Annotated in this window: 10 protein-coding genes and 1 riboswitch; of the genes, 3 read left to right on the top strand and 7 right to left on the bottom strand. The window is 72.9% G+C overall.

What is annotated here, in order from left to right:
- Nucleotides 1-23: 23 nt before the first annotated feature.
- Nucleotides 24-1,061 carry an NlpC/P60 family protein gene (locus tag F3L20_RS03810; protein WP_150152193.1) on the bottom strand — a complete coding sequence of 346 codons (1,038 nt, stop codon included), beginning with the start codon at nt 1,059-1,061 and terminating at the stop codon, nt 24-26.
- Nucleotides 1,062-1,424: 363 nt separating this feature from the next.
- Here F3L20_RS03810 and F3L20_RS03815 point away from each other — a divergent pair, with 363 nt between their 5' ends.
- Nucleotides 1,425-1,778, top strand: coding sequence for a hypothetical protein (locus F3L20_RS03815; RefSeq protein ID WP_150152195.1), 354 nt, complete (start codon nt 1,425-1,427; stop codon nt 1,776-1,778).
- Nucleotides 1,779-1,803: 25 nt separating this feature from the next.
- On the opposite strand, the gene F3L20_RS03820 is transcribed toward F3L20_RS03815, so the two are convergent.
- Both F3L20_RS03820 and F3L20_RS03825 read right to left on the bottom strand, forming a co-directional pair.
- Entirely contained in the window at nt 1,804-2,340 is a 537-nt protein-coding gene (locus F3L20_RS03820; protein ID WP_150152197.1) for a CbrC family protein, read from the bottom strand.
- A 126-nt stretch (nt 2,341-2,466) separates the two neighbouring features.
- Nucleotides 2,467-3,651 carry a C40 family peptidase gene (locus tag F3L20_RS03825; protein WP_150152199.1) on the bottom strand — a complete coding sequence of 395 codons (1,185 nt, stop codon included), beginning with the start codon at nt 3,649-3,651 and terminating at the stop codon, nt 2,467-2,469.
- A gap of 7 nt (nt 3,652-3,658) precedes the next feature.
- A riboswitch (cyclic di-AMP (ydaO/yuaA leader) is annotated at nt 3,659-3,831 on the bottom strand.
- 241 nt (nt 3,832-4,072) lie between these two features.
- Here F3L20_RS03825 and pcrA point away from each other — a divergent pair.
- Nucleotides 4,073-6,556, top strand: a complete 2,484-nt coding sequence (gene pcrA, locus F3L20_RS03830) for a DNA helicase PcrA (protein WP_150152201.1) — start codon at nt 4,073-4,075, stop codon at nt 6,554-6,556.
- A gap of 56 nt (nt 6,557-6,612) precedes the next feature.
- Here pcrA and F3L20_RS03835 read toward each other — a convergent pair whose 3' ends face one another.
- Both F3L20_RS03835 and F3L20_RS03840 read right to left on the bottom strand, forming a co-directional pair.
- Nucleotides 6,613-8,301, bottom strand: a complete 1,689-nt coding sequence (locus F3L20_RS03835; protein ID WP_150152203.1) for a M23 family metallopeptidase — start codon at nt 8,299-8,301, stop codon at nt 6,613-6,615.
- A gap of 179 nt (nt 8,302-8,480) precedes the next feature.
- The gene (locus tag F3L20_RS03840) at nt 8,481-9,350 is read right to left on the bottom strand and encodes an esterase/lipase family protein (protein ID WP_150152205.1); all 870 of its coding nucleotides are present in this window, start codon (nt 9,348-9,350) and stop codon (nt 8,481-8,483) included.
- Between the two features lie 392 nt (nt 9,351-9,742).
- On the opposite strand from F3L20_RS03840, the gene F3L20_RS03845 reads away from it, so the two are divergent.
- The gene (locus F3L20_RS03845) at nt 9,743-10,159 is read left to right on the top strand and encodes a cobalamin B12-binding domain-containing protein (RefSeq protein ID WP_024883274.1); all 417 of its coding nucleotides are present in this window, start codon (nt 9,743-9,745) and stop codon (nt 10,157-10,159) included.
- A 314-nt stretch (nt 10,160-10,473) separates the two neighbouring features.
- On the opposite strand, the gene F3L20_RS03850 is transcribed toward F3L20_RS03845, so the two are convergent.
- Together F3L20_RS03850 and F3L20_RS03855 are read right to left on the bottom strand one after the other, a co-directional pair.
- A complete protein-coding gene (locus F3L20_RS03850) occupies nt 10,474-12,108 on the bottom strand; it encodes a DUF5691 domain-containing protein (protein WP_150152207.1) in 1,635 nt (544 codons plus the stop codon).
- 124 nt (nt 12,109-12,232) lie between these two features.
- A complete protein-coding gene (locus tag F3L20_RS03855) occupies nt 12,233-13,297 on the bottom strand; it encodes a hypothetical protein (RefSeq protein ID WP_150152209.1) in 1,065 nt (354 codons plus the stop codon).
- Between the last annotated feature and the right edge of the window lie 112 nt (nt 13,298-13,409).

Consider the following 13,409-nt stretch of genomic DNA (forward strand, 5'->3'; position numbering starts at 1 on the left):
CCTCGGTACGGAGGCCGAGCCCGTCACACCACCCGCGTCGCCCCGGCGAACGGCATCTGGTCGACCGGGGCCACCCGGACCGGAGCCGAGGGGTTGGGGGCGTGGACCATCTGCCCGTTGCCGACGTAGAGGCCGACGTGGCTGATGCCGGAGTAGAAGAACACCAGGTCGCCGGGGAGTAGTTCGGAGCGGGAGACCCGGCGGCCCGCGTTGATCTGCGCGTAGGTGGTGCGCGGCAGGGAGACGCCCGCGGAGCGGTACGCGGCCAGGACCAGCCCCGAGCAGTCGAAGGCGTCCGGCCCCGTCGCGCCCCAGACGTAGGGGCTGCCCAGCTTCTGGTAGGCGTAGGCGACGGCCTGTGCGGCGCGGGCGTTGGGGGCCTGCGCCGGGGCGGCGTCCTCGCGGGCGCCCGCCGAGCGCGTGGCGCGGTCGGTGCCGCCGGTGAGCCCCGCGCGCTGCTCCGGTGACATCCCGGACAGCAGCCTGCGGGCGGATGACAGCTTCTCGGTGACGGTCCTCCTGTGCCGCTCCAGTTCGGCCCGGCGGGAGGTGAGCGTCTTCACCTCGACGCGGGCGGCACCGCGCAGCTTCTCGACCTCCCGCAGCTGGGCGCGCACCCGGCCCAGTTCGGCGTGCCGGCGGCTGCCCGCGCGCTCGGCGAGGGCCGCACCGTCGAGGTAGGCGTCCGGGTCGTCGGACAGGACCAGTTGCAGGGCGGGGTCGAGGCCGCCGGCGCGGTACTGGGCCGCCGCGACCGTCCCCAGGGACTCCCGCGCGGTGTTGAGCCGGTCCTGCGCCCGGGCCGTCTCGTCCTGCAGGTCGCTCAGCCGCTGCCGCGCCGAGTCCGCCTTCTCCTTCGCGCCGTTGTACTTCTCGGTGGCGATTTCCGCCTCGCGGTAGAGCCGGTCCACGTCGGCCCCGGCCGGCGCCGGCTGCGGCGTGGCGTGTGCCGCTCCGTCGAAGCCGGCCGCGGTGGCCGCTCCGGCGAGGACGACGGTGACGGCCGCACGGGCCGTGGTGCCGCCCCCCGGACGCTGTCGGACCCTGCGGTGCGCTGCCACCCTCGCTGCCGTCCTTTCCACGACCGCCCGCCGCGGCCGGGCTCTCGTCCGGCGGTCCGGCGGCGGGGTGACAGGGGAGCCGTCCGCCGCCGGACCTTTCTTCGGCGGTGGTGTCCGGCCGCCGCTCCTGGTCCGAGCGGCGATGCAGAGCCGGTCACCTGGTGCAGGACGCTAGGCCGGGCCGCGCGGGATCGGATACGGCTTGTGCGGAACTGACACCCACGGAGCGCCGGGTGACCGTAAGTGACAGCGATCGTGTTCCCGATGCTTCGTTCTCACTCTGGGTGATGACCGATGTGGTGAAGGCGGGAAGGGTGAGGGCGCCGGACTGCTATGAGACGCCCCTGGCTAGGCTCCGGCCTCATGGACGTACTCATCCACCTGTTCGTCGGTCTGCACATCATCGGCATCGCGTCGCTGCTCGGCGGCTTCCTCACCCAGATGAAGGCGATGGGCGCGGGCACCGCCCGCTTCGTCCCGGCGATGCTGCACGGCGCGCTGACGATGCTGGTCACCGGTGTCGTGCTGGTGGGCCTCAACCAGGCCCAGGACCACTCCGTCGACAACATGAAGATCGGCGTGAAGCTGGCCGTGCTGATCGTGATCCTCGGCCTGGTCTACGTGAAGCGGGACGAGGAGAAGGTGGACAAGGGCGTCTTCGGCCTGGTCGGCCTGCTGACCGTGGCGAACATCTTCATTGCGGTCCTCTGGACCTGACCCCGGGGCACGTCCCCGTTCCCGCTCACGAGGCGTCGACGTAGGCCAGGTGGGTCCCGCACCGGATGCAGCGGAACAGCAGGGCGATCGCGTCCTCGCCGAGGCAGGCCAGGAACCGTTCGAGCTCGTCCGGGTCGCGCAGGCCGTCCTCGCGCAGGTCGGCGCGGAGCCGGTCGAGAGCGTCCGGGTACCGCGCGAGTTCGGTGGGGCCGGCCTCGCCGAGGAACGCGGCGGCGTCGTCACAGTGGACGAGCCAGTGCGGGTCCTGCCAGGAGCGGAAGCCAGGGGTGCGCCGGGTGACCTCCCGGACCGTCTCCATGCCGACGCCGTCGAGCCCGTACGTGTCGCTGAAATCGCCGTCGAACTGTTCGGCGGCGCTGCCGTCGGCGATGCACCAGGGGCAGAAGTCCCCGCTGACGTCCTGCGCCGTGTAGAAGGTCGCGGTGTACATCCACCCCGTCCGCCGGTGACAGCGGGCGCACTCCTCGGAGCCCTCGCGGACGGCCCCGGTGGCGACAGGGTCGGGGTGATAGCGGAAGAAGGGCAGGTCGGCGGCGTTCATCGGGGCCAGTCTGGCTTCCGGGAGGCCGTGAGCGCCAGGGCGCCGACCGATCACCGCCGTGTCCCGGCCGTCGCCCTGTCCGCGGACGGGCCGGGGGCAGGGCGACGAGGCGGGACCGGCTGTCCGTCAGGCCGGGCGGACGATGCTGTGGATCGCGGAGTCGCCGTCGTAGTAGATGGACTCCTCGCGCACGTACGTGCCGGGCTTCGGGGCGTGGATCATCATGCCGTTGCCGATGTAGAGGCCCACGTGGGTGACGTCGTCGTAGAAGAAGACCAGGTCGCCGGGCTGGGCCTGGGACACCGGGACGGTGGTGCCGGCGTTCACCTGGTCGTAGGTGGTGCGCGGCAGGGAGACGCCGGCGGCCTTCCAGGCGGCCTGGGTGAGTCCGGAGCAGTCGTAGGAGCCCGGCCCGGTCGCGCCCCAGACGTACGGCTTGCCGATCTGCGCGCGGGCGAAGGCGAGGGCCTTTTCGGCCTTGGTGGCGTACGAGGAGTCGGCCGGCGGGGTGTCGGTCGAGCCGGTGGACCCGGAGCCCGTGGACCCGGAGCCGTCCGAGGTGCCGCCGCCCTGCTGCACGGCCTCGTCCTGGGCCTGCTGCTGTTCGGCCTGCCGGCGGGCCAGCTCCGCCGCCTTGCGGGCGGCCTCCTCCTGCTTCCGCTTCTCGATCGCGGCGAGCCGCACCTTCTCCTCTGCGGTCAGCTGCGCCAGCAGCCCGCGCGCGTCGGCGAGCTTCTTCTGGACGGTGGCCTTGGCCGTCTTGAGGTCGCCCTGCGTCTCGGTGAGCGTCCGGAGGCTCTCGGTGGCCTCCTTGCGCTTCTTCATCGTCTCGGACTGCTGGGTGACGTAGTCGTCGACCGCGTCCTTCTGCCGCCCGGTCATCCGGTCCAGCACCCGCCGCTGGTCGAAGAGGTCCTGCGGGGTCTGCGCGAGCAGGAACGTCGCCGTGTCGGGCAGGCCCGCGCCGGTGCGGTACTGGGCGGCGGCGTAGGAGCCCAGCTCCTCGCGCGCGTCGTTCAGCGACTGGGTGCGCTTGGCCACGTCGTCGAGCAGGGTGTCGACGCGCTTGCGCTGCTTGGTGGTCTTCTCCTCGGCCGCGTTGTACTTCTCGGTCGCCGACTCGGCCTGGCGGTACAGGTCGCCGACCTTCTTCTCGACCTCCTCCAGGCTCGGCCGGTCGTCGTCCGTGGGAGCGGCCTGGGCGGTCTGGGAGAGCAGGGCCACGGAGGTGAGCGCGGCCGTGGCCAGGGCCGGGGTGCGTATGCCTGCGACGCGCGCGCCGGGGGTGCGCGACTTGCGGTGCGACGCCAAGGGAGGCGACTCCTTCCAGTGCTCCGCCTACCGGGTTAGCTGTCGGGTTCGGGCGGGTGGTTCGGAAGGGTTGCCCTACGGCCCGCTCCCTGAGGGAGTGGTCCGATTCACCCCATGTCTCGGTGGGTCCCCGGCTCCGGCTGCCACGGCGGACAGTGACGGATTCGGCGGGGGCCGCACGGCCCGGCGAGGTTCGCCGGCGGGGGACGAGCGGCCCGAACCGCACCGTAGCCAACTGGTGTGGCCCCTGTGAAGGTTGATGGGTGATATGCCCGATACATTTTCGTGACCTTGTTCGTGATGTCGCTCTCGGTGACACGGCGGGCGTGGAGGGTGCCCGCCGCAGGACCGCGAGGGAAGCCGTGTGATGTTTCCGGGGCGGCCCCGGGTTGTCGGTGCGGCGCCCTAGACTCGGAGAGCGATGAGCAGCCTCTTTGACGACAGCTTCCTGGCGGACCTCCAGGCCCAGCGGGGCCCCGCGGACGAGCCCCCGCCGCCACCCGAGGACGAGCACGCCCCGGAGCCCCTTCCGGACGACCTGTTCGGCGGGAAGTTCGACGCGCCCCCGGAGCGGGACGCCTACTACCGGGATGGCGCCCCCCGCCCGGTGATCGACGCCGCCGCGCTGCTGGAGGGCCTGAACGACAACCAGCGCGCCGCCGTCGTGCACTCCGGCTCCCCCCTGCTCATCGTGGCCGGAGCCGGCTCCGGCAAGACCCGTGTGCTCACCCACCGCATCGCGCACCTGCTCGCCGAGCGGGGCGTCCACCCGGGCCAGATCCTCGCGATCACCTTCACCAACAAGGCCGCGGGCGAGATGAAGGAGCGCGTCGAGCAGCTCGTCGGCCCGCGGGCCAACGCCATGTGGGTCATGACCTTCCACAGTGCGTGCGTCCGCATCCTGCGCCGGGAGTCCAAGAAGCTCGGCTTCACGTCGTCCTTCTCGATCTACGACGCCGCCGACTCGAAGCGGCTGATGGCCCTGGTCTGCCGCGACCTGGACCTCGACCCCAAGCGCTTCCCGCCGAAGTCCTTCAGCGCCAAGATCAGCAATTTGAAGAACGAGCTGATCGACGAGGAGGACTTCGCCGCCCAGGCCACCGACGGCTTCGAGAAGACCCTCGCCCAGGCCTACGCGCTCTACCAGTCCCGGCTGCGCGAGGCGAACGCGCTGGACTTCGACGACCTGATCATGACGACGGTCAACCTGCTCCGCGCCTTCCCCGACGTCGCCGAGCACTACCGCCGCCGCTTCCGGCACGTCCTGGTCGACGAGTACCAGGACACCAACCACGCCCAGTACGCCCTGGTGCGCGAACTCGTCGGAGGCGCCTCGGAGCACCCCGTCGACGTGCCGCCGGAGGCCGAGGTGCCGCCCGCGGAGCTGTGCGTCGTGGGCGACGCCGACCAGTCGATCTACGCCTTCCGCGGCGCGACGATCCGCAACATCCTCCAGTTCGAGGAGGACTACCCGGACGCGACGACGATCCTGCTGGAGCAGAACTACCGCTCCACCCAGACCATCCTCTCCGCCGCCAACGCGGTCATCGAGCGCAACGAGTCCCGCCGTCCGAAGAACCTGTGGACCAAGGCCGGCTCGGGCGCGCTCATCACCGGGTACGTCGCCGACACCGAGCACGACGAGGCCCAGTTCGTCGCCGACGAGATAGACCGCCTCACGGACGCGGGCGAGGCCAAGGCGGGCGACGTCGCCGTCTTCTACCGCACCAACGCCCAGTCCCGTGTGTTCGAAGAGATCTTCATCCGCGTCGGCCTGCCCTACAAGGTCGTCGGCGGCGTGCGCTTCTACGAGCGCAAGGAGGTCCGGGACGTCCTGGCCTACCTGCGGGTGCTCGCCAACCCCGAGGACTCGGTGCCGCTGCGCCGCATCCTCAACGTCCCCAAGCGGGGCATCGGCGACCGTGCCGAAGCCATGATCGACGCCCTCTCCCAGCGCGAGAAGATCAGCTTCCCGCAGGCGCTGCGCCGCGTCGACGAGGCGTACGGCATGGCCGCGCGGTCGGTGAACGCGGTGAAGCGGTTCAACACGCTGATGGAGGACCTCCGTACGGTCGTCGAGTCGGGGGCGGGACCGGCGACGGTCCTTGAGGCGATCCTGGAACGGACCGGCTACCTGGCCGAGTTGCAGGCCTCCACCGACCCCCAGGACGAGACCCGCATCGAGAACCTCCAGGAACTCGCGGCCGTCGCCCTGGAGTTCGAACAGGAACGCGCCGAGGGCGAGACCGGCACACTGGCCGACTTCCTCGAGCAGGTCGCCCTGGTCGCCGACTCCGACCAGATCCCCGACGAGGAGGAGGACGGCTCCGGCGTCATCACGCTGATGACCCTGCACACCGCCAAGGGCCTGGAGTTCCCGGTCGTCTTCCTCACCGGCATGGAGGACGGCGTCTTCCCGCACATGCGCGCCCTCGCCCAGACCAAGGAGCTGGAGGAGGAGCGACGGCTGGCGTACGTCGGCATCACGCGTGCCCGGGAGCGGCTGTACCTGACCCGGTCGACGCTGCGCAGCGCCTGGGGCCAGCCGTCGTACAACCCGCCCTCGCGGTTCCTGGAGGAGATCCCGGCCGCGCACCTGGAGTGGAAGCGGACGGGCGCGAGCGCGCCGGTGTCGTCCGGTCCGGCGTCCGGGGTGGCGGCGTCGCTGTCGTCGTCCCGTTCCCGTTCGTCCGCGTCGGGCGCCTCGGGCTTCGCCACCCGGCGCGCCTCGGAGAAGCCGGTGGTGTCGGTGGCCGTCGGGGACCGGGTCACGCACGACCAGTTCGGTCTGGGCACGGTCGTCGCGGTGAAGGGCACGGGGGCGAACGCGGAGGCGACGATCGACTTCGGTGACACCAAGCCCAAGCGCCTGCTGCTGCGGTACGCGCCGGTGGAGAAGCTCTAGCCGACCGGACACGGTGGCCCGTCGCGGGGCCGGAGTCCGCTCCGGCCCGGCAGCCCTTACGTCGGTTCGAGGCCGTGGCTGCGGAACCAGGCGAGCGGGTCGATCGAGGAGCCGCCGCCGGGGCGCACCTCGAAGTGCAGGTGCGGGCCGGTGGAGTTGCCCGAGTTCCCGGAGAACGCGATCTGGTCGCCGGCCTTGACGGTCGCCCCGGAGGGCACCTGGTAGGTGGAGAGGTGGCAGTACCAGGTCTCCGTGCCGTCCATCGCCGTCACGATCAGCATGTTGCCGTAGGCGGAGTTGTACTGGGTGCGCACCGTGCCGTCCGTCGCGGCCAGCACGGGCGTGCCGTACGAGACGGGGAAGTCGATACCGGTGTGGACGGACATCCAGTTGATGCCGGACTGGCCGTAGTAGGCGCTGAGGCCGTGCTGCGCCACCGGAAGCGCGAACTTCGGGCGGAGCCGCTCCTTGCGGGCCGCCTCCTCGGCCGCCCGCCTGCGCTCGGCGTCCTGCTGGGCCTTGAGGTCGATGCGCCCCTGGGCGCGACTGGCCCGGTCGGCGAAGTCGTCGGCGCCGGCGGCGAGGCTCTCCAGCTGGGTGTCCAGCTTGACGTTGGCGGCGGAGGGCTTGACCGGCGCGGCGTCGGCGGCGGTCGTCCTGGTCTCCTGGCCGCCGTCCTCGGTGAGGTCGCCGACCGAGGCCGCGGCGATGCCGGCGACCCCCATCACGCAGGCGGAGGGCACGGCCACCGTCAGCAGCGCGGAACGCTTGGGAGGGGTGCGGCGGCGGGAGCGGGAACGGGAGGCGGCGCGCGGTGCGGAAGCGGGGAGGACCTCCTCCTGCTCGTCGAGCAGGGACACCGCGGGCAGTTCGCCGGTGTCGGCCGGTTCACCGGCCCCGGGTTCGTCCGGGCCGGGCTCCCCACGGTAGGCGTCCTCGGCGTACGGCTGGTCCGCCGCGTCCTGGCCGAGGGACTCCTGTCCGTACGACTCCGGCGTGAGGTTCTCCTGCTCGTACGGCTCCCCGCCGTACGTCTCCTGGTCGAAGGAGCCGGTCTGCGGGTCGTAGGTGTCGGAGGCCTGCGGGCTCGCGGCCGTCTCGCCGCCGTCGGAGTTCCACTGGGTGGCGTCGTACACGCCGCTGTCGAAGGTCTGTGTGCCCCAGTCCCACTGCTGCGTCGGGTCCGCCGGCTGGTCCGTGCGGTCGGGCTGGAGCCATCCGCTCGCGTCCCACTGGCCGGTCTCGGGGGAACCACCCTGCTGCGGGACCGCCGCCATCGGCTGCAGGCCGGTGGTCCAGGCGGTGGCGTCGTGGCCGCCGGTGTCGTACGGGGAGGTCTGCTGCGCCGCGTACACGTCGTAGTGACCGGTGTCCTGGCCGTCCACCGACCAGTGACCGGTGGTGTAGGCGGCCGCGGCCGGGTCGTCACCCGGGAGGCTTCCGAAGAGGGGATCGGCGGCGAAGGTGCCGGCGGTGTGCTCGCCGGTGCCGTAGTACGTGGCGTCGTAGCCGCCGTACGAGGTGAAGTCGCCGTACTGGGCTTCCTGAGTGCCGTACGACGCGTAGGGCGCCGAGGCGGCATCGGAAGCCGGGGCCGGGGCCATGGTCCCCGACGGGTGACGGTCGTTCACCAACTTCTCTTTCGCCTCGACAACAGGGGCTGCCAGAGCAGTGCGGCGACTGTACCCGGCGGTATGCGGGCGCGACAATCTTCCCCAGGTTTCACGGCCGCAGGAAACGGGCATTCGGTCGGGTTTTGGCGGTCCACGGGCGCGGTCTTGGCTCTATGTTCGACGGCTGTTCGAAATTGTGACGCGTCGGCGTCGGCAAGTCGGCCGTGACCGACCGAAGTTGATCGCTTGTGGACGCGAAGGATCGCCTTGCGTCGGGAGGAGCGTGCCGGGCGTGTCGAGCGCCCGCCGTCTCAGGCGACCGTCAGGCCGTTCGCCCGTCCGTCGGACGGTTCACCCGGGTGGGCCGTGTCCAGCGCCTGCCGTATGCCGGTCGCCACCGCCGGGTGCACCGGCAGCGCGAGATGGCCCACGCCGCTCACCCGCACGTTGACCGCCGTCAGGTCCGGATGCTCGACGCACGCCGTCTCCAGCGGATCCATGATGTGGTCGAGGTCGCTCCAGAACGCGACGAAGCGCGTACGGCAGCCGGGGGCGGGCTGGGCGAGCTCCTCCAGGACCGGTGAGCCCGGGCGCATCTGCCGCACGATGGGGTGGGCGTTGGCCAGCGGCGCGACTCGGGTGCCGGAATGCGGGGTGCCGAGCGTGACGAGCGTGCGCACCCGGCGGTCGCCGCCCAGCCGCTGCACGTAGTACCGGGCGATCAGGCCGCCGAGACTGTGTCCCACCACGTCCACCCGGGTGCTGCCCGTGCGCTCGCACACCTGCTCGATGTGGCGGCCGAGCAGTTCGGCCGCGATACGGATGTCGCAGGTCAGTGGGGAGTAGTTGAGCGACTCGATCTGCTGCCTGCCGTGCTGGGCCAAACTGCGGCGCAGCAGGACGAAGACCGAGCGGTTGTCGATGAAGCCGTGCAGCAGCACGACCGGGGGCTTGGCCCGGACAGGCAGCTGCGCCGTCCCCTCCGGTGCGGGCAGCGCGGAGCGGTCAGGGCCCCGGCGCTCCTGGATGATCCCGGCGGGATAGAGGAGGACGTGGCCCGCGAGGATCGCCAGCTCGAGGGCGGTCGCCTTCAGCAGGGTCACGGAGAGATCCGCCAGCCGGGCCGGCAGGAGGCGCCGGCAGAGGGGCAGGAACGGAAGAGCTGCCTGGGTGACCTTCATGGCCGACCTCCTGTCGGCACGTGCAGGGACAGCCTCGTCCCCCGTGTGCCCTCGTGGGATGCCGCTCCGAAAGCGGTCGGCCGCGCGCGCCGGTGACGCGTGGACGGTGCGCGGTGGCGGGTCGACCTCGATGCGCATCCCTTATGCGCATGTTCCCACTGATGTCCTTGTGTCGCACGGGCACTCGGTTCGCACCGCGGGCCCGGGAACGCTGCGCGACGGACGTGTCCCACCGTGTGATTTCCCCCTCCCTGCGCACCGTGAAACTGCCGGTTGCGGGATGCTGGAGATAACGTTCGTTCACTTCCACGGCCGGTTCGGGCCGGGGTGTCCGTGCGATGTGTGCGGTACTGGTCGATACGGATGGATGTAGTCGCTTCATGGAGGCAGTGATGGGTGTGGCAGCCGGTCCGATCCGCGTGGTGGTGGCCAAGCCGGGGCTCGACGGCCACGATCGCGGGGCCAAGGTGATCGCGCGGGCCCTGCGGGACGCCGGTATGGAGGTGATCTACACCGGGCTCCACCAGACCCCCGAGCAGATCGTCGACACCGCGATCCAGGAGGACGCCGACGCGATCGGCCTGTCCATCCTCTCGGGCGCGCACAACACGCTGTTCGCCGCGGTCATCGACCTGCTGAAGCAGCGGGACGCCGAGGACATCCTCGTCTTCGGCGGCGGGATCATCCCCGAGGCCGACATCGCTCCGCTGAAGGAGAAGGGTGTCGCCGAGATCTTCACGCCGGGTGCCACCACGGCGTCCATCGTGGACTGGGTGCGGGCGAACGCCCGTCAGCCCGCGGAGGCGTAGGCCGGCACCCGGGAGGCGGGGCGCCGCCGGGCCCGCCTGTACGGGGGTGCTCGGCGTCGGGGCGTGGTCCCGGCGGAGCGGGCGGCCCGTGGGCCGGTGACGGGCCGGGGCGTGTCGAAGGTTCCTCGTGGGCGGGTCGGCGGGTGCCGGCTTGGTGCGCGGCTCGGGCGCCCGTGCGGCGGCGCCCGTTCGTGCCCTCGTGGCGGTGGGCGGCCCCGTACCGGGATTCATGCGGTGCGGGCGGGTGGTGGCAGCGGTGCCGCCCTTCCCGGCGTGGGCCGTGAGCGGCGGCGCGGCGCGACGGACCGGTCCGGTCAGGGTGCCGGGACCGGCGGGGTCAGCTCGGCCAGCATCGCGGCGCGCAGACGCAGCGTGGTGACCAGGCGCTGGAACGCCTCGGACCAGTAGCCCCCGGCTCCGGGGGCCGCGTCCTCCGGCTCGTCCGGTACCGCCAGCAGGGCGTCGAGGCGGCTCGCCTCGGAAGGGTCGAGGCAGCGTTCGGCCAGGCCCATGACTCCGCTGAAGCTCCATGGATAACTCCCTGCGTCCCGCGCGATGTTGAGCGCGTCGACCACGGCCCGCCCGAGCGGCGCGGCCCAGGGCACCGCACACACCCCGAGCAGCTGGAACGCCTCGGACAGGCCGTGCGTCTCGATGAACCCCGCCACCCACACCGCTCGTTCGCCGGCGTCCAGGGTGGCGAGCAGCCGTGCGCGTTCCGCCAGGGACACCGCCCCCGGACCGCCGGCCTCCGGCGCGGAGGGCTCCCCGAGCAGCGCCCGGGACCACGCCGCGTCCCGCTGCCGCACCGCCGCCCGGCACCAGGCCGCGTGCAGCTCGTCCTGCCAGCCGTCCGCCACCGGCAGCGCCACGATCTCCTCGGGCGTCCGCCCGCCGAGGCGCCGCGGCCAGGTGTCCAAGGGCGTCGCCTCCACCAGCTGACCCAGCCACCAGGACCGTTCGCCCCGGCCGGCCGGGGCCTTGGCCACCACCCCGTCGCGTTCCATCGCCGCGTCGCACTCGTGCGGCGCCTCCACGACGATCGTCGGCACGTCCCGCGTGCGGTCCACGGCCACACAGGCGGCGGCGCGTACCGCCATCCGCGCGGCCAGCGCCGACCCGGGCAGCGCCGACAGCAACTCGGCCGCCGTCGCCCGCACATTGCGGCTGCGGTCGGCCAGCGCCCGCTCCAGGAAGGTCTCGTCGTCGGGGTGGAGCCCGGCGCGCAGGGAGTCCAGGAACATCAGCCGGTCCTCGGCCCGCTCCACCGCCCAGGTCTCCGCGAGGAGATCGCGTGCGGCGGCCGGGTCACGGGAACGCAGCGCCGTGAGCAGCGTGACCCGCTCGGCGAAGAGGCCCTCCTGCCAGAGCCTCCGTATGCCTTCCCCGTCCTTCGGGTCGGGTGCGGACGCGCCGCCGCCCGGGGCCGCGCGCAGGGCGAACCGCCAGTCCGGGTTGAGCCGGGCCAGCCACAGTGCGCGCGGGCCCGCGAACCGCAGCGTCGCCGGACGCAGGTCCGTACGGCCCCGCGCGGCGTCCAGCAGGGCGGGCAGCGCCTGCGGGGGCGCCGCGAAGCCACGGGCGTTCGCCGCGTGGAGCCACTGGGGCAGCAGTTCCATGAGGTCCGGTGCCGTGCCCCGGCGGCCGCCGCCGGACGCACCGGGCCGGTCGGAGAGCAGCACCGCGAGCCGGCGCGCCGCGGCGGTCGGCAGCGCGGGGCGCGGGTCGTCGGGGGCAGGACGCAGACGCTCCGCGGCGGGTGCGGGGCGCAGCCCGGCCCGACGCCGTACGGTCGCGACGGCCGCCGCGTCCAGCAGGGCCGACGGCGCCCGCGGGCCGGGCGCGACACCCGGCGGGGTGCGCCGGTCGGTGCCCAGCAGAGCCGTGGTCACCAGCTCCTCCCAGCGGTCCGGGAGGGACGCGTCCACGGCGGCGGTCGTGCTGCTCATGAGCTTCCTTTCCGACGGGGGTCCCGGCGCGGTCGAAGACTCACGCGCACCGAGTGTCCAGTGATGTCCGAAAGATGCATGGGGGTGTCGGGGCGGGTGGGCCCCGAGGGGCCCGCGGGACGCGTCAGCACAGGGGAACCGCCTCACCGGGGCCCTGCGGCCATGCCGCCAGAGGAGTGAATCCGTGCGGGCCGCACTCGCCGAAGACCCGGACCGGAGCCCCGCCGGACAGGGCCACCAGCCGCCACAGCCCCGGGCGGGACCGGCCCGCCTGCCCGATCGGCAGGGCGTGGTCCTCGTCGGCGTCCGCCAGCTGCCAGCCGTCACCGTCCGGGACCGGCACGACACGGTCCAGGGTCACCGGGACCGACTCGCACCACGGGTCGTCACGCAGCGCGGCGCCGTAACGGGCGAGCGCCCCGGCCGTCGTCGTGCCCGGCGGGCGCACTGTCGTCGGCGCGGGCGGCGCGAACCGCTCGACCAGTGCCATCCGCGGCTGCCCGGCACCCGGATACGCGGACAGCTCCGCGTCGACGGCCAGCCCGGCCGGCAGCGTTAGATCGGGGGAGCGGCCCGCGGCACCGTAGGAGAGGAGCAGCGCCGTACGGCCCGAGCCCGCGCCGTGCAGCCAGATGCGACGGGTGGTCAGGTGGCCGTCGGACCGGTCGTACTGGGCCAGCACCAGCCAGTCGTCCCGTATCGCGGGGCCGTCCGCCGGTGCGGTCAGGCCCACGCGGGAGCGGACCGTCGCCGCCAGATCCTCCGGCAGCCGCTCGCGGCGGAGCCAGGCCCTGGCGAGGAGATGGAGCAGCGCGGTCTCCTCCAGCAGCCGCACCGGGGCGCCCGCACCGCAGGCCGGGAGCGTCCCCAACTCCCGTACGCGACTGGCCAGTCCCTGTGCCTGCGCGTCGACCATGCGGGCGGCGGTCTCCTCCCACACGGCGGGGCCGGACCGTTCGGCCGACGCCAGCCCGCCACGCAGCAGATCCTCCAGACGCTGTTCCAGCTCGGCCGCGCCCGCCGTGATCCGCTCGGCCCGGCGCTCCGCCCGCCGCAGCGCCGCGAGCGCCGCCGGCGCCGCGGGCACGCCGAGTTGGGTCCCCGTCCCGTCCGGTCCCCCGCCGGACCCTCCGCCCGACGCCCGTGCCGGCTTTTGGTCCGTCGTCCGGCGCACCCCCTGATCAGTCATGTCCCCGACGGTAGGTCCCGCCACTGACAGTCGCGTCGGGGTGGGCATGTGCCCAGGTCGGAGCGATTGTCAGTGGCGTGGTGCACGGTGGGTGACAGATCCGAACCGGCCG

The organism is Streptomyces tendae, from assembly GCF_008632955.1.
GTDB lineage: Bacteria > Actinomycetota > Actinomycetes > Streptomycetales > Streptomycetaceae > Streptomyces.